We start from the raw sequence: 17,762 nt of genomic DNA, 5'->3' as shown, positions 1-17,762 counted from the left end.
GCGACCTCAATTTCGGCGCGAATGTCCGATTGCGACCAAAACTCGGCGCCAGATGTCCTCCGTCGCCTCTCCTGCACGGTCTCAAACGACTGAACGCCCCGGAGGTTCTGAGTCAGTGCCGTGAACTAGGGTGGGATCCATGACCTCCGCAGCCACGACCTCCGCCCTCGATGTCCTTCACGATGTCTTCGGCTATGAGGAGTTCCGGGGTGAGCAGGCGGCCATCGTCGACCAGGTCGTCGGTGGTGGGGATGCGGTCGTGCTCATGCCCACCGGCGGCGGAAAATCTCTGTGCTATCAGATTCCGTCCCTGGTCAGGCCGGGCACGGGCGTGGTCATCTCCCCGCTCATCGCGCTCATGGCCGATCAGGTCGCGGCTCTGGAGAACCTCGGTGTGCGCGCGGCCTACCTCAATTCCTCTCTCGATTTCGACACCGCGCAGCAGGTCGAGCAGCAGCTGCTCGCCGGTGAGATCGACCTGCTCTACCTCGCGCCCGAACGCCTCGTGCTCTCGCGGACGATGCGGCTGCTCGAACAGGCGCAGATCTCACTGTTCGCCATCGACGAAGCCCACTGTGTGTCCCAGTGGGGCCATGACTTCCGCAGCGACTATCTCGGGCTCGGGGTGCTGGCCGAACGGTTCCCCGACGTCCCGCGCATCGCGCTGACGGCCACGGCGACCCCGGCGACTCATGCCGAGCTCACCGAACGCCTCCACCTCCAGGAGGCCGAGCACTTCGTCGCCAGCTTCGACCGGCCCAACATCACCTATCGGATCGAACCGAAGGCTTCGGCCCGGTCCCAGCTGCTCAACTTCATCACCACCGAACACCCCGGGGACGCCGGCATCGTCTACTGCCTGTCCCGGCGCGGCGTCGATCAGCTCGCCGAGGCGCTCGTGGCCCGTGGCATCACCGCCCTGCCCTATCACGCGGGACTTCCCGCCGAGGTGCGGGCGGAGAACCAGGCTCGGTTCCTCCGTGAGGACGGGATCGTCATGGTCGCCACGATCGCCTTCGGCATGGGCATCGACAAACCCGACGTCCGCTTCGTCGCCCATCTCGATCTGCCCAGATCGGTCGAAGGCTATTACCAGGAGACCGGCCGTGCCGGCCGTGACGGGCTGCCCGCGGATGCCTGGATGGTCTACGGCCTCGGCGATGTCGTCTCCCAGCGCCGCCTCATCGAATCCGGTGAGGGCGACCAGGTGTTCAAACGCCGTGCGATGAGCCATCTCGACTCGATGCTGGCCCTGTGCGAGACCGTCGACTGTCGGCGCGTGCAGCTGCTGCGCTACTTCGATGAGGAGTCCGAGCCCTGCGGCAACTGCGACACCTGCATGACACCCCCGGTGACCTGGGATGCGACCGTGGCCGTGCAGAAGCTGCTCTCGGCGGTCATCCGTCTCGACCGCGAACGCGGACAGCGTTTCGGATCCGGGCAGGTCATCGATGTGCTGCGCGGCAACGACAACGACCGCTCCCGGGCGTCCGACCACGAGAGCCTGAGCGTCTGGGGCGTCGGCGACGACCTGTCCGAAAGCCAGTGGAAGACCGTCATCCGTCAGGTGCTCGCCCGAGGACTGCTGGAGTCCCACGGCGATTACGGGGTCCTCGTCGTCGGTGAGGCGGCCGGTCCCGTGCTGCGCGGTGAAGAGGAGATCTCGCTGCGCGTCGACCCGGTGAAGAGGTCCGGTGCGAAGAAGGCGGGATCCCGCCGCCGGTCCGGTCCCGAAGTCGAACTCGACCCGGCCGATGCCTCCCTGTTCGAAGCCCTGCGCGCCTGGCGCGGTGAACAGGCGAAGGAGCAGGGCGTGCCCGCCTATGTCGTGTTCCCCGATGCCACGCTCTACGGCATCGTCGAGGTCAGGCCGAGCTCGGTCAGCGAGCTCGGACAGGTCAGCGGTGTCGGTCTGAAGAAGCTCGACCGCTACGGAGAGTCCGTCCTCGAGGTCCTCGCCGCGCATTCGGGCTGATCAGACAGGGCCGGCGAATACTCGTGAGCCGATCCTCCGACCGACGGACACGCATCAGCCGGCCCTCCGACCGTGACGGCTCTCGTCCTCAGTCGACTTTCGTCACGGTGACGTCGATCGGCGTCGGGTTGGTGAAGATGTCGAAGACCGGGCAGTGGGCGTCGACGGTCTCCTGCAGCCTGCGGTAGTCCTCGGCGTCGTCGGGTCCCGAGACGTTCACGGACACCCGCACGGTGGAGAACCCGGGACGGACGGTCTCATCGGCTCCGAAGAGTCCCTGCACATCGAGGTCGCCCTCGGCGGTGACATCGAGTTCGTCGATGGTCAGCCCGAGATTGTGGGCGTAGAGGCGATAGACGACGATCTGGCAGGAGATGAGCGCTCCGAGCGCGTATTCGACGGGGTTCGGTGCCGCGTCATCGCCGGCCAGCGGGGTCGGTTCGTCGACGGCGAAGGTGTGCTGCCCGGCGGTGATCACCGAGGACACGGACCCGCGGGCCGTGCCGGAGGCCGAGAACTTCAGGCGGCCGTTCGTCGCCGAGGCGGCCAGACGCTCATTCCAGGCGCTGCCCGCCGCGGCGAGGCGTTCGGCGCGCTCCTGAGCAGTGATGTCGGCGATGGTGTCGAGTTTAGTGGCGGATGCAGTCATGACGGGGCCTCCCGGTGTCGGTGCTGTTGCTTGGGTGATTGCCGACCCCAGCCTAGGAATCTCCGCCGGCGGGCCGCCCTGACTCCGTCGGCTTCCGACTCCCGCCGACATCTTCGGGTCATCCGGCGTCATCTGCCGACACGAGTCATCGTCTACGCCGTCATCAGTATGTGCGAGACCGTCATTTCCGATGATGGCCGAACACAAGACTCGTCTGCGTGTGCGCGATCGTCGGATCGGACAGGTTCTGCTCGATGAATCGGTGCAGGCCCGTCGGATGGTCACAGGCGACGTGGACGAGGAGATCCCGCTCCCCCGACACCTGATACACCTCGAGCGTCTCGGCTGCCTCGAGCAGCCGGTCGATGACACTGCGCAGCTGCGAACGGCCGACCGGGGTGACACGCACGGAGATCATCCCGAACACGCTCAGTCCGAGCTTCTCGTAGTCGATGTCGGCGTGGAAGCCGCGCAGCACCCCGCTCTGCCGCAGGGCGCTGACGCGGCCCGAGCAGGTCGATGGCGCCAACCCCACCCGCGCGGCAAGGGTCTTGTTCGAGGTCCGGGCGTCGGCACTGAGCTCACGGAGGATCGCCAGGTCCACCTCGGCGAGCCGAACATCCGCCGAATCGGAGCGATGATCGGCGATCAGCGTCGAATCATTCACGAATATTCCTCTCAGTGACTCAATTCTGTTCGGATTCTGCCCATCATATCCGAATGCCATGCCAGGATGAGGAGCATACGCGAACGCTCGCCGCGCCCCTCATCGCAGAGGCGGAACGGATCGGCGAAGACGACGACTCGGGAGACTCTCGTGGCAGCCAAGCTCAACCAGGACCAGCTCAAACGCACGATCGGACTGCCCGGTGCGCTGAGCGTGACGATCAATCAGGTGATCGGCGGCGGCATCGTCTCGCTCACGGGCGTGGCCATCGGCATCACCGGCGGCGGAACGCCCTGGGCCTACCTCATCGCGGTGGTCACGATCATCCTCGTCTCGATCCCCTATGCCGCGATGGCCTCGGCCCTTCCCGCGGTCGGCGGGACCTACACCTGGCCTGCGCGGGTCGTCGATCCGCGGCTCGGCTTCGTCAATATGTGGATGGCGCTCATGCAGCAGTGCGCGCTCAGCCTCTACGGCCTCTCTGCCGGGATCTATCTGCACTCGCTCTCGGACTTCTTCGACCCGATCATCGTCGCGGTCGTCATCGTCAGCATCTTCTACGTCGCGAACCTCATGGGCGCCGCCTTCTCCTCGCGGGTGGGGGTCTGGCTCATGGTCCTCATGCTCATCGGCTTCTCCGTGTTCATCGTCAACGGCTTCGGCCACATCGAATGGAACGCCTACCCCGAACCGCTGCCGCACGGCTTCACCCAGCTCCTGTCCGCGGCGGCGCTGCTCACCTTCGCCACCATGGGAAGCTTCGGCGTCGCCGAGCTCGGTCGCGAGATGAAGAACCCCTCTCGCGACATCCCTCTGGCGATGATCGGCGGCACCCTCGTCGTCGGACTCCTCTACGTGCTCATCGCGATCCCCGCCGTGGGTGTCCTTCCCATCGCCGAGGTCGCCGATCAGCCCCTCTCGGTCGTGGCCGAAGAGATCATGTCTCACGGCTGGTGGGTGTTCTTCATCCTCGGCGGAGCGATGGTCGCGATCGTCTCTACGCTCAACGCCCAGCTCCTGTGGGGGTCGAAGGGTCTGCTCGCCGCCACGGACGACGGCTGGCTGCCGGCGGCGTTCGGACGGGTCAATGCCCGGTTCGGCACTCCGCATTGGATCCTCACCGCGCTCTTCGTCCTCGGCATCGTCCCAGCGATCGCCGGTCTCGACATCTCGGTCATCGGCACGGCCGCCTCGGCGCTGGTGCAGGTCATGCTCATCGTCATCCTGCTCGTCTCGCTGCGGATGCGCTATGTCATGCCCGAGACCCACGCCCGGGCCCCCTTCACGATCCCCCTCTGGCTGCATTGGGCACTGACGGTGATCGGCACAGCGGTCAACCTCTACCAGATCACGCTGCTCGCAGCCGACTTCACACCGGTGGTGTGGATCGCCCTGGCAGCGTGGCTGGCGATCGGAGTCCTCATCGCGGTTCTCCGGTACCCGACGGTGGGCCGGATCCTCGCCGCCCGCGCGACAGCCTCCGACACAGCCGCCGACGAACCTGCCACACTGAACGACAACAGCACCGAAAGGACGACACCATGACCACTCTCGACGACGGACGCGACGCCGAACCGATCACTGACTCCGCTGACTCTCGAGCTTCCGAGCAGCCCGCCCGTGCCGGCGGAGGTGCGCTCGATCGGGCGGCCTGCGCCCAGCGGGGTGCCTACGATCCTCTCCGCGGCTTCCGCGAGGAGTTCGTCCTCCCGCCGGAGACGATCTACCTCGACGGCAATTCCCTCGGAGCCCGGACCAAGGGGGCCGCAGAGCGTGCCCAGAACGTCATCTCCGAGGAGTGGGGGGCCGGTCTGATCCGCTCGTGGAACGACGCCGGCTGGTTCGACCTGCCCGCCGTGCTCGGCGACAAGGTCGCGGGCCTCGTCGGGGGCGGTGCCGGGGCCACCGTCGTCACCGACACGACTTCGATCAACCTGTTCAAGGTCGCCTCGGCCGCCTGCAAGATCCAGGCCGCCGATGCTCCGGGACGCCGCGTCATCCTCACTCAGCGGGAGAACTTCCCCTCCGACATCTACATGCTCGAGGGCCTGGCCGAGCAGCTCGGCGACGGCTGGGAGGTCCGCCTCGTCGATGACGCCGAAGTGGCCGCCGGATTCCCTACCGCCCTGACCGACGAGGTGGCCTTCGTCGTCCTCACCCACGTCAACTACCGCACCGGTCGCCTCTTCGACATGGAGTCGACGACCTCGGCGGTCCATGCGGCAGGGGCACTGGCGATCTGGGACCTCTGCCATTCGGCCGGTGCGCTCGAGATCGACCTGGCCGGCTCGGGCGCGGACATGGCGGTCGGCTGCACGTACAAGTTCCTCAACGGCGGTCCGGGCTCACCCGCGTTCGTCTGGGTCTCCGAGGCTCTGCGGACACGGTTCACCCAACCGCTGTCGGGATGGTGGGGCCACAAGCAGCCCTTCGAGATGGAGCCCAACTACACGCCGGCCGACGGCATCCGGCGCTATCTCACCGGCACGCAGGGCATCATCTCGATGTCCGTGGCCGAGGTCGGTCTCGACGTCCACTCCCGGGCCGACATGGCGGCCGTGCGGCAGAAGTCGCTGGCTCTGTCCGATCTGTTCATCGAGCTCGTCGATTCGCGTCTGTCGCATCATCCCGTCGAGGTCGTGACCCCGCGCGAGCAAGCGCAGCGCGGTTCGCAGGTCTCGATCACCCACCCCGAGGGGTTCGCGGTGATGAGTGCGCTCATCGAGCGCGGCGTCATCGGCGACTACCGCGAGCCCGAGGTGCTGCGGTTCGGCTTGACTCCGCTCTATGTCGGGTTCACCGATGTCTGGGACACCGTCGAGGCGCTGCGTGACATCCTCGACAACCGAGAATGGGACGTCCCGCAGCACAAGGTCCGCGGCGCCGTCACCTGAGCTCGGACCGGCTGTCGATCTCCGCATAGACCCCGAAGAGGGGTTCGCCGACCTCGTTGGTGGGTCGATAGCCGGCCAGCGCTCTCAGCAGGCGCGCATTCCGCTCGCCGGTGACCGGGTCGAGGTCCATCACCGCGCACCGCGGGATCGGTGCCCCGATGCGCACCCGGATCTCGCCGAGGCCGGAGTCGACAAGGCCGACCTCCCGGCCCTGCCAGGCCTCCTCGGCGAATGGGACATCCGTGTCGACGACGAAGGTCGCACGGAAGCGGGCCGCCTCGTCGACGAGTCCTGGTCGGGCCGCCCGATCGGTGAGGTCGCCGAGCGAGGCCGTGGTGACGATGGAGACCGGCGCACCGAAGACGACGTCTCCACGAGGGGCACGGGCCAGACGCACATGTCGGCCGAGCCAGGTCGACAGCAGTGCGGCGTGCGGGCCGTCCGTGAGGCTGAGATCGGTTTTCCGCTTCCAGTAGTCGCAGGTGAGAACCTCACCATCGGTGGCGGGCACGGCGCAGGCGGACCGGCCGTCGGGCAGCGACATCGCCAGCTCCTCCCCGCGCAGTTCGGCCGTGACCCCGATGAGGCTAGGGTGCTGGACGGTCTTGAGGACCTGACGACGCTCGACGTCGACGAGGCAGTATCGGCGATCGCCGACGGGCCCCTCGGCGTCGAACTGCGCCTCCGGCCGGCGGATGTGCCGTGTGCCCTTGACCGGAGCGAACCCGACCGACACGACTTCGAGGCTCACCCCGGGCCGCGGGGTCATGTGTGCCTCCGTCCGGTCACGGCATAGGCGCCGATGGCCACTGCCCCGATGGCGAGGACCGTGCCGCCGATGATGACCGCCCCGGGGATCGTGGCGATCGTGCCGAGCACCCCGACCGTGACTCCGGAGAAGGTCTGCATCCCGGGGCCGAACATCGCATAGGATCCGATGACGCGCCCACGGATCTCCGCGGGCGCCTCGAGTTGGATGATCGCCATCTCGGTCGACTCGGCGGTGATCTTCGAGACTCCGGCGATCACGAGCATGACGATCGCCACCCACAGGTGTGAGGTCAGGGCGAAGAACACGGCGCTGAGCCCCATCGCGGCAGCGGCCAGCGCGGCAGCCGTGGGGACGGCTTTGATCCATCCGGTCGCCTCGAGCCCGAACCCACCGAGCACCCCTCCGGCACCCATGGCGAAGAGCAGCACCCCGTAGGTGAAGTCACTGTCTCCGCCGGACGGGGTGAGGATCCCGCCGAAGACGGGCATCGCGGTCTGCAGCACCGCACCGATCGTCATCGAGGCGAGCGCGGCCAGCAGCAGCATGCCGAGGATCGCACGATTGTGGCGGACGTCGATGAGCACCCGCAGCGACTGCATGAGCGTCGTCCGCGCCGTGCGCACACTGCCGCTGCGCAGATGTCCGGTGAAGGGCGTGCGGATGAGGAAGAGTGTCAGCGGCAGGTAGAAGACGATGTTGATGAAGATGCCCCAGGTCGCCCCGACCCCGAGCAGCAGGGCGGAGCCGACGACGGGCCCGAAGAGGATGCCGAGGCTGCGGAACGTCGCGTTGAGCCTCACGGCGCTCGGCAGCTCCTTCCGGTCGACGAAATCATGAAGCATCATCTGCTCGGCCGGGCCCCACAGGCATCCGGCGAGTCCGTGGATGACGAGCAGCACGCAGGCCTGCCACAGCTGCAGCGAGTCGGTGAGGAAGAGGATGCCCCAGCACAGGGAGACGACCATGAACATGATCTGCCCGATCTGGATGAGGCGGCGACAATCGAAGCGCTCGGCCAAGGAGCCGGCGTAGACGGACAGGAGCAGGAACGGCAGCCAGTGACTGATGAGCTGGAAACCGACAAGGGCCGGGGACTCGAACTTCTCCCACAGCACCCAATAGGTGATGACGTGCTCGATGTTGTCGCCCATCATCGCCGTGCCCGAGCCCACCAGGTACGGCGCGGTCTTCCAGCTGCGCAGCACACTGAAACGGCGTGGGGCGGCCGAGGCGTCGCCGGAACCGGGAGAGATATCGTTCACCCGCTCATTCTCACACCACCGCCGAAATACCGACATACGCTCTTGTCTGCCGGGACTCGGCAGAGAATAATGAATGGCGATCAAGGAGGATCATCATGCCCACAGGCACCGACGCACTGCCCGCATCCGCTCGCAGCAACTCCGCCCTCATCGTCATCGACGTCCAGAACGCGGTGATGGAAGCCTCGTGGAACTCAGACGGGGTCATTTCGACGATCGCCTCTCTCGTCGATCGTGCCCGGAACACCGGCACCGAGGTGGTGTGGGTCCGGCACAGCTCAGATGAGCTGCCGTCGGGTTCGCCGCAGTGGCAGATCGTCGATGCGCTCGCCCCCGCCGAAGGCGAGGCGATCATCGAGAAGACCCATGGCAACACCTTCGAGGAAACGGACTTCGCGGAGGTGCTTGCCGGCAAGGATGTCGGCCACCTCGTCGTCACCGGCGCCCAATCGGATGCCTGCGTGCGCTCGACGATCCACGGCGGCTTCGCCTGCGGCTACGACGTCACCCTCGTCACCGACGCCCACACCACCGAGGACCTCACCGAGTGGGGAGCTCCCCCGCCGGAGCAGGTCGTCTCTCACACGAACCTGTACTGGCAGTTCGAATCGGGTCCTGGCCGCACGGCACAGGTACAGGAATCGGGGGAGGTCGACTTCACCCGCCCCTGAGACCCGGAGTCTGACATCATGGGTCCATGAGTGAAGACACCCGCAGCATCGAACTGACCCGCATCGCCGAGAACCACTACCGCGCCACCGCTCCGAGCGGGGCGAGCATCGAATTCGGTCGCGGCGAGGGCCTCATGTCCCCGGTCGAGCTGCTCCTGGCCGCCGTTGCCGGCTGCTCGTCGATCGACGTCGACACCGTGACCAGCCGCCACACCGAACCGACCCGCTTCGAGGTCAACGCACAGGCCGAGAAGGTCGACGAGGACGGCGCCTCCCGCCTGGACAACGTTCACCTCGACTTCGACCTCGCGTTCCCCGACGATGAGGACGGGCGGAAGGCCGATGCCCGCATCGAACGCCTCGTCGGCCTCTCCCACGACAAGTACTGCACGGTCTCGCGCACCGTCGAACACCCCACAAAGGTCGACTTCAGCATCCGCCGCGACTGACGTCGCGATGCGCTCGGGCCCCTACCTCGCCGAGGCGGCCCGACGTTCCGTGCAGACGTGGACCTCAGCTCTCGGCGAGCCGCTTCTTCTCGACCTCGACGTCGAAATCGGCGGCAGGCCACTGTGGATCGATGTCGTGGAGGGCGTCGAGCAGCAGTCGCTGCACGGCCAGTCGCGCGTACCATTTCCGGTCAGCAGGGACGACGAACCAGGGTGCGGCCTCGGTGGAGGTGCGATCGAACACGGTCTGATACGCGTCCATGTAATCCGGCCACAGGAGTCGTTCGTCGACGTCGCCGGGGTTGTACTTCCAGTACTTGTCGGGCCGGTCGAGGCGTTCGGTCAGCCGCTCCTTCTGCTCGTCCGGGAGAGGTGAAGCATCACCTTGACGATGTGCACTCCTGCCTCGGCGAGTTCGGCTTCGAAGTCGTTGATGGCTGAGTAGCGGCGGTCGATCTCGGGGGCGTCAGCGAGTTCACGGACGCGGCCGATGAGCACGTCCTCGTAGTGGGAGCGGTCAAAGACACCGATCATGCCGGGCCCGGGTACCCGTGGGCGGATGCGCCAGAGGAAATCATGGGCGAGTTCTTCATCCGTCGGTTTCTTGAAGCTCGCGGTTTCGACGCCCTGTGGGTCGACGGCGCCGACGACGTGGCGCACGATTCCGCCCTTGCCGGCGGTGTCCATGGCTTGCAGGACGAGGAGGACGGCTGGCCCGGTGTCGTCGTCGTGGTGGGCGGCGAAGAGCCTCTCCTGCAGGTCGTTCAGCTCGGTCGACAGCGCCCCGAGATCCTTTTTCCCGCTCTTCTTGTCCCCGGCGTAGCCGGGAGTGGAGTCGGGATCGACCTCGCCGAGGCGGAATCCCTCCCCAACGCGCAGCAGAGGGGCAGGGTCGGTCGTCCAGTTGCTCTTCGGCTCGCTCATGCGATCATCCTTGCAGACAGGAGGGCCCGCCTCAGTCCGGTTTCCGGAACACCGACGGCAGCTTCTTCTTCACCCGATGGCGGGTCTCGCGGTACGACCACTGCCGCATCGGCTGCGGGACCCGCCATTGCAGCTTCCACGCGAGCATGCGGAAGGCGAAGGCGGCGGCCGCGATGATGAGCGAGGAGATGGCGCCCAGCAGTCCGGTCACCTCGGCGAGGATCGTCAGCCCCGATCCGAGCAGGGCGGGGATGAGGTAGAGGTCGGTGCCGCGGAAGATCGCAGGGTCCTCGCTGGCCACGGCATCGCGCATGAGCCCGCCGCCACAGGCCGTCAGCGCGCCCATGAGCAGCGCGGCCGGGTAGTTCGTTCCGGCGGCGAGCGCGATCGTCGTTCCGGTGACGCTGAAGAGCCCGAGTCCCATCGCGTCGAAGGCGACGATCCAGATCCGTGCCCGGGAGATGTGCGAGCCGATCATGTAGATGAGCAGGGTCGCGATCACCGGCGGGGCGAGATAGATGGGTTGGGCGATGGCGTTGGGCACCCGGTCGAGGAGCACGTCGCGGATCATGCCGCCGCCGATGCCGGTGAGCGTGCCGAGCACGAGTCCGCCGGTGATGTCGAAATTGCGGCGGGCCGCCAGCAGAACACCGGAGACGGCGAAGGCGAAGGTGCCGGTGAGGTCGAGGGCGAGGAAGAGGACTTCCTGCAGATTCAGTTCCACATCGGCTCCCGGCCCGCTCGGTCAGCTGAGCTGGAAGTTATCCGGGTTCTTGTACTGTTCGATCTCGACGACCGGAGTTCCCTTGCCCATGAGGAGTTTGGAGATCGGGCAGCGTGCGTGAGCGCGGGCCGCGTATTTCTCGGCGTCCTCGTCCGAGACCCCGTCGATGGAGATGTAGGCACGCGGGGCGAAGTAGAAGCCGTTGCCCGAAGGCTCTTTGTGCAGTTCGACCTCGACGCGCACCCGGGAGAGGACGTCGAGTTCGTTGACGGCGAGCACGACTTTGAGGGTCTCACCGAGGCACGTCGACCACGCCATCGCAAGGAACTGTTCGGGGTTATTGCCCTGTTCGACGTGCGAAGTCGGGGCCGTGGTCAGGGTCTGGCCGTCTTCGACGCGCACCTCTCCGGAGGTGCCGCCGAGGTTCTCGACCTTAGCGGTGTAGATGGGCGCGGTCGGGCTCTTCGGCTCATCCGCATCGGCGCTCGGAGCCTGCGGCTGGGCGTATCCGGGGTTCTCAGTCATTGCTCCATGCTACGACAGACACGTGCCATGGTCACTGGGGTTTCGGTGAATGGAATGTGACGCGGCCGGATGATCCCATCCGAAGACCCGCGGTCTCCGAATCATTCCCATGAACCCATATCCTCGCGCTCGCCGCCGTCTCCGAGGCGCTCTGGTCGGAATCGCGGCCACCCTCGTGATGTTCGGCCTCGCCGACCTCATCGCGCGCGCATTCAGTCCCAGTGCCGCACCGCTGCTCACCCTCGGCCAGGCGATCATCCCCCTCGCCCCGCCGGCGGCGATCAAACCCGTCATCGCATTGTTCGGAGACAACGACAAGGTTGTCCTCGTCCTCTCGACGGGACTCGGGGCGTTGGTCCTCGGCGGACTCATCGGAATCCTCGCCCTGTCCCACCGACGTCTGGCCACACTGTTTCTGCTCATCGCCGGGCTCGTGCCCGCGGTGGTCATCGTGCTGCGTCCCGAGGCGAATGCTTCGGACATCGTTCCCACGCTCATCGGTCTTGCGCTCGGCATCGCGGTCTTCGTGGTGCTCCTGCGTCTCGGCGGCTCAGGAGCACCCGGCTCCGATCGGCGAGGCGCAGAGCACGGGTCACGAACGCCGGAGCCCTTGAGTCGCCGTCGCTTCTTCACCCTGGCAGGAGCCTTCGGTGCGATCGGTGCGGTCACCATCGCCGCCGGCCAGACCGTTGCCTCTCTTGCACAGGATGCGGGAGCTGCGGTGGCTCAACTGGTCCTGCCCCGCCCGGCGAAGAAGGCGGAACCGATCCCCGCCAAGGCGAGCACCGATGTGACAGGCACGGCCCCTTTTCTCACCGACCCGCAGGACTTCTACCGCATCGACACGGTCCTCGCCCCTCCGGTCGTCGATCCCGAACAGTGGTCGCTGCGCATCCACGGCATGGTCGCCGAGGAGGTGACCCTGACGATGGACGAGCTGCTCGATCTCCCTCTCGAAGAACACCACATCACGCTCACCTGTGTGTCCAATCCGGTCGGCGGCGATCTTGTCGGCAACGCGACCTGGCTCGGCTACCCGGTTCGTGAGCTCCTCAAACGTGCCCGGCCGAGCGCAGACGCCGATATGGTCCTCTCCCACTCCTTCGACGGTTTCACCGCCTCGACGCCGATCACGGCTCTCACCGATGACCGCGATTCCCTTCTGGCCGTCGGCATGAATGGTCAGGCGCTGCCGCCCGAACACGGATTTCCCGCACGCCTCGTCGTGCCGGGGCTCTACGGTTTCGTGTCCGCAACCAAATGGGTCACCGAGCTCGAGGTCACCCGTTTCGATGAGAAGACCTCCTATTGGACCGACCGTGGGTGGGATGCGAAGGCGCCCATCCTCGTCGCCTCCCGCATCGAAGTGCCCAAACCGCTGGGGAAGGTCTCTGCCGGCAGTCTTCAGGTCGGCGGCACCGCGTGGGCGCAGCGTTCGGGCATCGACCGCGTCGAGGTCAGACTCGACGACGGCGAGTGGACAGAGGCCGATCTGGCCGAAGAGGTCACGATCGACACCTGGCGTCAGTGGCGGACCGATTTCGCCGAGGTGGAGCCGGGCTCGCACACGCTGACCGTGCGAGCCACGGACAAGGACGGCACAGTCCAGACTGCGAAGCGCCGAGATGCGATCCCGAACTCGGCCACCGGCCACCACCACATCCAGTTCCGCGTCGAGTGAGCGCCGATTGCGCCGAGGCTCCCGCCCTCGGGCTGGGTGATCCCGCCTCGGCGAAGAATCTTTCAGATTTCTTTGCCATCCACCCATCCGCATTCGCCTCCGCTGCGAATACCCAGTACACAGCGAGCAATGGAGTCAACTCCACGGCTGTGCGCTGATACACATCACTGTTGATTAGGAGAAGAACGATGAAAACACTGCTTCGCACACGTACCGCCACCATCCTCTCGGCCGGCGCGATCGGCCTCCTCGCACTGAGCGGCTGCTCGGGCATGGGTTCGGATTCGGGAGGCGAGGAATCCGGCTCGGATTCCGACAGCTCGGAATCCCAGTCGGCTGACTCGGGCGAATCCGAGATGCCCGAAGAATCCGGCGACTCCTCGATGGACGACAGCGACCTCGTCGGTTCAGGCTGTGCAGCCTATGCCGACGAGAACCCCGACGGCGGTGGATCCGTGGAGGGAATGGCACAGGATCCCGTGGCCACAGCGGCCTCGAACAACCCGATGCTCACAACCCTGACCAAAGCGGTTTCGGGCGAGCTCAACCCCGATGTCGACCTTGTCGACACCCTCAACGGCGATGAATTCACCGTCATCGCCCCGGTCGACGATGCCTTCGCCGACGTGCCGAAGGACGACCTCGACGCCTTGGCCAAGGACTCGGACATGCTGACGAAGGTACTCACCTACCATGTCATCCCCGGTCAGCTCTCACCCGATGAGATCGCCGGCGAACACGAGACCGTCGAAGGCTCGAAGGTGAAGATCTCCGGTGACGGCGAAGACATGAAGTTCGACGATGCGGGACTGGTCTGCGGCGGCGTGAAGACCGCCAACGCCACCGTCTACATGGTCGACGGCGTGATGATGCCGGAGAAGTGACCGGAGTTCGCCACGAGAGTGCACCACGATGAAGTGGCCGGGAACCGATCAGCAGCGAGACGATCGGCGCCCGGCCGCTTCTGCATTCCCTGCGACTCGTTCGATCTCACGTGAGCGATGCGTCGCTGCTCCCGCCCTGCTCGGCTCACCGTTCACACATGACATGCACGACTCTCTCATCACGGACCGGGGTGATCAGATTCTGCGCAGATGGCATGATTGGGCAATGAGCTCTGATGACCAGACAGCGGTTTCCGCTGATCCCGGCGGTGCGCTGCTGATCCGCATCGCCGAGGGCGACCGGTCCGCTTTCGACGAGCTGTTCACCACCCAATCCCGCATCCTCATGGCCGTGATCCTGCGGATCGTCAAGAGCAGATCGCTCGCCGAGGAGGTCCTGCAGGAATGCTTCACCGAGGTCTGGACCCGATGTTCGGGTTTCGACCCGAACCGCGGCACCGGAAGAGCCTGGCTGATCACCCTGTGCCGCAGACGAGCCATCGACTGCGTACGCAGCGTCCAAGCCCAACAGAACCGGGATCTCGCGGACGGTCTGCGGACGACCGCCGAAGCTGGTGAACAGGTGGAGCAGACGGTCATTGCCCGCGCAGAGTCCGATCGGACGGTCTCGGCTCTGCAGGTCCTGCCGGAGGAGCAGGCCGAACCGATCGTCATGGCCTTCTACCAGGGCATGACCCACACCCAGATCTCGGAGAACCTCAAGGTGCCGCTGGGTACCATCAAGTCACGGATCAGGGACGGAATGAAGAAGCTGCGAGAAGAGTTGGAGGCAAGCCGATGAACGCCGATCGTGACTATCTGGCTGCCGGTCTGGCCCTCGGAGGGCTCAGTGACTCCGAACTCGCCGAAGCGCAGCGCCTCGCGGACTCCGACGCAGATTTCCGCTCCGAAGTCGACGCCTACGCCGAGACGATGGCGCTGATGGCGGAGGACGAGGAACCGCAGGAGGTCAGCGACAAGACACGAGAGGCCATCCTCAACATTCCGTCGACACATGCGCAGGAACCTCCCGGTGACCACTGGCTCGCCCAGACCGCACCACCGGTCGACCCGGGGTCTCAGGATCCAGCCGGTCCCGTCGGCTCGGAATCTGCGGCGGCAGCTCCATCCACCTCACCGTCGGAGCATCGTCAGTCGCAGGACCACGAGGACGATAGTGAGGGCGGCGAGCGAATCGACCCTGGTGAACGCGGTGATCGTCGCGGCAACAGCAGAGTCAGCGACATTCGTGATCAGCGTGCCCGCCGCAGTCGGCAGCGGCCCTGGCTGCCCTATGCTGCGGCCGCGGCCGCCGTCATCGTCGTGGGCGGATTCGGAGTGACGATCTGGCAGCAGACTCAGCATCAGAACCAGCTCGAGGAGCAGCTGGCCGCAACCCAGCAGCAGCTCGACGAGTCCGCGCGACTCATGGAGGCAGATGATCTTCGCACGAGCACGGCCGATCTGCCCGAGGGCGGTTCGGTCACCGTGCTGTCCTCGGAGAGCGAGCAGCTCATCCGATTCAGCCCGCGCGATGTCGGAGACCCACCGGCAGGAAAATCGATGCAGATGTGGGTGATCGGTGACGACGGACCCGAGAGCGCCGGTCTCATGACCGATGAACCGGTGACCATCGCCGGCAGGGAATTCTCGGACGGCAGCCTGTTCGGCATCACCGTGGAGCCCGCGGGCGGGTCCGAGCAGCCGACCACGGACCCGATCGTCGCACTCGATCTGTAGGAAGGGATTCAACCACTACGATGGTCGTGGTACCGTGATGTGACCGGCATGTCCATCAACGGTGAAGGAGACCCACATGCCGATCGGCTACCTCTTCACAATCGGACTCCTCGGCGTGTGCACGGCTGCGGCCCTCATCCCGCCGCCTGGCTATGGCCGCGCAGGTCGCATCAGCTGCTTCCTGGCGGTCGTCATCAGCGAAGTGCCCCACTTCGGGGCACTCTGGCTGATCCTCTCCACCGCGCTTGCTCTCAGCGAGGGAGACCTGGACGGCCCCGTGGGAACGGTGCTCCTTGCGCTGTCGGCAATCATCCTCCTCGGCCTCCTCGTGGTGCTGCGGCGCTGCCTTCTGGCTCGATCGGTGGTCACGGCGCTGATCCGCGCACACACCGAACCTCGGCGCGGGAGCACGAGCTCGGCGCCCCCACCGAGGTGGACCTGGCTGCGTCCGCTGCTGTTCCCCGTCCCGCTGCGCCCCCGTTCGGTCATGCGGATCGGCGGTCTGTCCTACGGCGAGCATCGACGACAGCGCCTTGATGTCTATCGGTTCCGGAACCAGACCCTCAGCGGCCCGGTGCTCGTGTACTTCCACGGCGGGGGATACTCCTCCGGCGGAAACCGCCGTGAGGCCCGCGCACTGCTTCACCATCTGGCGGCCCGCGGGTGGGTCTGCATCAGCGCGACGTACCGGCTGCGCCCGAAAGCGGACTTCACCGATCACCTCGACGATGCACGAGCCGTGCTGCGCTGGACACGCGACAACGGGGTGCTCCACGGCGGAGACGCCTCGACGATCGTCATGGCCGGCAGCTCGGCCGGAGCACATCTGACTTCGCTCATTGCACTCGGCCAGGGCGCGGACGTGGGCCCGCCGCTCAGCGAGGAGGCCGAACTGACCCACGACGAGCTGACGACCCCGCGGATCGCCGCCGCGCTGTGCCTCTACGGCTACTACGGTCGGTACTACGGCCGCAGCGAGGACGAGCACCCCGTGTCGACCCCGCTGGCGATGGATGCCTCGGCGGCACCGCCGATGTTCTTCGTCCACGGCGACAATGACTCCTGGGCCCCGATCGATGATGCGAGGGAACTGTCGAAGCAGGTGGCAACCGCGTCGAGCCAGCCCACGTGGTATGCGGAGTTTCCGGGCGGACAGCACGGCCTCGACTCCCTCTTCTCCTGGCGCTTCGCCGCCGTCGTCCATGGATTCGACCGCTTCCTTGCCCACATCGGCATCGCTCCGCAGCCGCACCCGAACCCTCCGCAGCCGCAGGCACTTCCGACACAGCAGCCGAGCACCCATCGCATCGGCGAAGGAGCAGAGTCATGACCGAATTCGCCTGGGACCCGGAGTCCTACCGCGCGCTCATGGCCGAGGAGATCCCCGACTATCCCCGTCTGCAGGCCGAACTGAGCGCAGCCGTCGCAGCCGACGCCCCTCGCACCATCCTCGATCTGGGCATCGGGAGCGGCCTCACCGCCGCCGAGGTGGCCCGGGCACTGCCGGAGGCGCACCTCTTCGGCATCGACGACAGCGCCGAGATGCTCGCTGCGGCCGAAGAAGCTCTCGATCCGACCAGGACTGCTCTGCAGCAGAGCCGACTGGAGGACCCGCTGCCGAGCGGGCCTTTCGACCTCGTGATGTCGACCCTGGCCGTCCATCACCTCGACGGATCAGGCAAGGCGGATCTGTTCGCACGGGTCGCGGCCGTCCTCGATGAGGGCGGGCGCTTCGTCCTCGCCGATCTCGTCGTTCCTGTCGACCCGGCCGATGTCATCACGCCCATCGATGGGATCGAGGACACCCCGAGTTCGCTGAAGGACCAACTGGCTTGGCTCGAGGCCACAGGCCTGCACCCGCGGGTGCACTGGCAGCACCGCGATCTCGCCGTCATCGTCGCGCAGAAGGTCCATCTCGGCTGACCCCGCATACGCAGCTGCGTCG

General features: G+C 66.4%; 17 protein-coding genes and 1 pseudogene. 11 read left to right on the top strand and 7 right to left on the bottom strand.

Annotated features, from left to right (window positions below):
• Positions 1-139: 139 nt before the first annotated feature.
• A complete protein-coding gene (gene recQ, locus ACSE4D_RS09005) occupies positions 140-1,975 on the top strand; it encodes a DNA helicase RecQ (RefSeq protein WP_135537820.1) in 1,836 nt (611 codons plus the stop codon).
• Positions 1,976-2,063: 88 nt separating this feature from the next.
• On the opposite strand, the gene ACSE4D_RS09000 is transcribed toward recQ, so the two are convergent.
• Positions 2,064-2,624: an OsmC family protein gene (locus tag ACSE4D_RS09000; protein WP_135537818.1), complete on the bottom strand. Its 561-nt coding sequence runs from the start codon at positions 2,622-2,624 to the stop codon at positions 2,064-2,066.
• A gap of 181 nt (positions 2,625-2,805) precedes the next feature.
• The gene (locus ACSE4D_RS08995; protein WP_240689587.1) at positions 2,806-3,291 is read right to left on the bottom strand and encodes an Lrp/AsnC family transcriptional regulator; all 486 of its coding nucleotides are present in this window, start codon (positions 3,289-3,291) and stop codon (positions 2,806-2,808) included.
• A 150-nt stretch (positions 3,292-3,441) separates the two neighbouring features.
• Here ACSE4D_RS08995 and ACSE4D_RS08990 point away from each other — a divergent pair, with 150 nt between their 5' ends.
• Together ACSE4D_RS08990 and kynU are read left to right on the top strand one after the other, a co-directional pair.
• Entirely contained in the window at positions 3,442-4,836 is a 1,395-nt protein-coding gene (locus ACSE4D_RS08990) for an APC family permease (RefSeq protein ID WP_167854345.1), read from the top strand.
• Positions 4,833-6,185, top strand: coding sequence for a kynureninase (kynU, locus tag ACSE4D_RS08985; protein ID WP_135537813.1), 1,353 nt, complete (start codon positions 4,833-4,835; stop codon positions 6,183-6,185). Before ACSE4D_RS08990 ends, kynU begins: the two co-directional genes overlap by 4 nt.
• Here the strand turns inward: kynU and ACSE4D_RS08980 are convergent.
• Both ACSE4D_RS08980 and ACSE4D_RS08975 read right to left on the bottom strand, forming a co-directional pair.
• A complete protein-coding gene (locus tag ACSE4D_RS08980) occupies positions 6,178-6,954 on the bottom strand; it encodes an MOSC domain-containing protein (protein WP_135537812.1) in 777 nt (258 codons plus the stop codon). The two genes, kynU and ACSE4D_RS08980, sit on opposite strands and share 8 nt — an antisense overlap.
• Entirely contained in the window at positions 6,951-8,219 is a 1,269-nt protein-coding gene (locus ACSE4D_RS08975) for an MFS transporter (protein WP_135537811.1), read from the bottom strand. The genes ACSE4D_RS08980 and ACSE4D_RS08975 overlap by 4 nt, the downstream gene beginning before the upstream one ends.
• Before the next feature lie 95 nt (positions 8,220-8,314).
• On the opposite strand from ACSE4D_RS08975, the gene ACSE4D_RS08970 reads away from it, so the two are divergent.
• Both ACSE4D_RS08970 and ACSE4D_RS08965 read left to right on the top strand, forming a co-directional pair.
• A complete protein-coding gene (locus tag ACSE4D_RS08970) occupies positions 8,315-8,890 on the top strand; it encodes a cysteine hydrolase family protein (protein ID WP_135537810.1) in 576 nt (191 codons plus the stop codon).
• 26 nt (positions 8,891-8,916) lie between these two features.
• Positions 8,917-9,339, top strand: a complete 423-nt coding sequence (locus ACSE4D_RS08965; protein ID WP_135537809.1) for an OsmC family protein — start codon at positions 8,917-8,919, stop codon at positions 9,337-9,339.
• Positions 9,340-9,403: 64 nt separating this feature from the next.
• Here the strand turns inward: ACSE4D_RS08965 and ACSE4D_RS08960 are convergent.
• The 3 genes and pseudogenes from ACSE4D_RS08960 to ACSE4D_RS08950 all read right to left on the bottom strand — a co-directional run bounded on the left by ACSE4D_RS08960 (position 9,404) and on the right by ACSE4D_RS08950 (position 11,512).
• A pseudogene (locus tag ACSE4D_RS08960) lies at positions 9,404-10,263 on the bottom strand (PPK2 family polyphosphate kinase).
• Between the two features lie 31 nt (positions 10,264-10,294).
• Positions 10,295-10,987, bottom strand: a complete 693-nt coding sequence (locus ACSE4D_RS08955) for a trimeric intracellular cation channel family protein (RefSeq protein ID WP_240689586.1) — start codon at positions 10,985-10,987, stop codon at positions 10,295-10,297.
• A gap of 21 nt (positions 10,988-11,008) precedes the next feature.
• Positions 11,009-11,512: an OsmC family protein gene (locus ACSE4D_RS08950; protein ID WP_135537808.1), complete on the bottom strand. Its 504-nt coding sequence runs from the start codon at positions 11,510-11,512 to the stop codon at positions 11,009-11,011.
• 109 nt (positions 11,513-11,621) lie between these two features.
• Here ACSE4D_RS08950 and ACSE4D_RS08945 point away from each other — a divergent pair, with 109 nt between their 5' ends.
• The 6 genes from ACSE4D_RS08945 (at position 11,622) to ACSE4D_RS08920 (ending at position 17,740) form a co-directional block, all read left to right on the top strand.
• Positions 11,622-13,193 (top strand): molybdopterin-dependent oxidoreductase, encoded by a 1,572-nt coding sequence (locus tag ACSE4D_RS08945; RefSeq protein ID WP_425120080.1) that lies wholly within the window; start codon positions 11,622-11,624, stop codon positions 13,191-13,193.
• Positions 13,194-13,381: 188 nt separating this feature from the next.
• The gene (locus ACSE4D_RS08940; protein WP_425120081.1) at positions 13,382-14,077 is read left to right on the top strand and encodes a fasciclin domain-containing protein; all 696 of its coding nucleotides are present in this window, start codon (positions 13,382-13,384) and stop codon (positions 14,075-14,077) included.
• A gap of 226 nt (positions 14,078-14,303) precedes the next feature.
• The gene (locus ACSE4D_RS08935) at positions 14,304-14,879 is read left to right on the top strand and encodes a sigma-70 family RNA polymerase sigma factor (RefSeq protein WP_135537806.1); all 576 of its coding nucleotides are present in this window, start codon (positions 14,304-14,306) and stop codon (positions 14,877-14,879) included.
• Positions 14,876-15,817: an anti-sigma factor domain-containing protein gene (locus ACSE4D_RS08930; protein ID WP_436327105.1), complete on the top strand. Its 942-nt coding sequence runs from the start codon at positions 14,876-14,878 to the stop codon at positions 15,815-15,817. The genes ACSE4D_RS08935 and ACSE4D_RS08930 overlap by 4 nt, the downstream gene beginning before the upstream one ends.
• Positions 15,818-15,893: 76 nt before the next feature.
• Positions 15,894-17,147, top strand: coding sequence for an alpha/beta hydrolase (locus ACSE4D_RS08925; protein ID WP_425120084.1), 1,254 nt, complete (start codon positions 15,894-15,896; stop codon positions 17,145-17,147).
• Entirely contained in the window at positions 17,144-17,740 is a 597-nt protein-coding gene (locus ACSE4D_RS08920; protein WP_135537803.1) for a class I SAM-dependent methyltransferase, read from the top strand. Before ACSE4D_RS08925 ends, ACSE4D_RS08920 begins: the two co-directional genes overlap by 4 nt.
• The last annotated feature ends 22 nt before the right edge of the window (positions 17,741-17,762 follow it).

This window comes from Brevibacterium sp. FAM 27836, from assembly GCF_051351055.1.
In the GTDB taxonomy this organism is placed as follows: Bacteria; Actinomycetota; Actinomycetes; order Actinomycetales; family Brevibacteriaceae; genus Brevibacterium.
The sequence above is the reverse complement of the archived record's forward strand: the minus strand, read 5'-3'. Positions and strand labels throughout refer to the sequence as shown.

Bases quoted from the DNA above. Each gene is read 5' to 3' on its own strand.
- recQ (WP_135537820.1), top strand. From the start codon at position 140: ATGACCTCCGCAGCCACGACCTCCGCCCTCGATGTCCTTCACGATGTC.
- ACSE4D_RS09000 (WP_135537818.1), bottom strand. From the start codon at position 2,624: ATGACTGCATCCGCCACTAAACTCGACACCATCGCCGACATCACTGCT.
- kynU (WP_135537813.1), top strand. From the start codon at position 4,833: ATGACCACTCTCGACGACGGACGCGACGCCGAACCGATCACTGACTCC.
- ACSE4D_RS08980 (WP_135537812.1), bottom strand. From the start codon at position 6,954: ATGACCCCGCGGCCCGGGGTGAGCCTCGAAGTCGTGTCGGTCGGGTTC.
- ACSE4D_RS08970 (WP_135537810.1), top strand. From the start codon at position 8,315: ATGCCCACAGGCACCGACGCACTGCCCGCATCCGCTCGCAGCAACTCC.
- ACSE4D_RS08965 (WP_135537809.1), top strand. From the start codon at position 8,917: ATGAGTGAAGACACCCGCAGCATCGAACTGACCCGCATCGCCGAGAAC.
- ACSE4D_RS08950 (WP_135537808.1), bottom strand. From the start codon at position 11,512: ATGACTGAGAACCCCGGATACGCCCAGCCGCAGGCTCCGAGCGCCGAT.
- ACSE4D_RS08945 (WP_425120080.1), top strand. From the start codon at position 11,622: ATGAACCCATATCCTCGCGCTCGCCGCCGTCTCCGAGGCGCTCTGGTC.
- ACSE4D_RS08940 (WP_425120081.1), top strand. From the start codon at position 13,382: ATGAAAACACTGCTTCGCACACGTACCGCCACCATCCTCTCGGCCGGC.
- ACSE4D_RS08935 (WP_135537806.1), top strand. From the start codon at position 14,304: ATGAGCTCTGATGACCAGACAGCGGTTTCCGCTGATCCCGGCGGTGCG.
- ACSE4D_RS08930 (WP_436327105.1), top strand. From the start codon at position 14,876: ATGAACGCCGATCGTGACTATCTGGCTGCCGGTCTGGCCCTCGGAGGG.
- ACSE4D_RS08925 (WP_425120084.1), top strand. From the start codon at position 15,894: ATGCCGATCGGCTACCTCTTCACAATCGGACTCCTCGGCGTGTGCACG.
- ACSE4D_RS08920 (WP_135537803.1), top strand. From the start codon at position 17,144: ATGACCGAATTCGCCTGGGACCCGGAGTCCTACCGCGCGCTCATGGCC.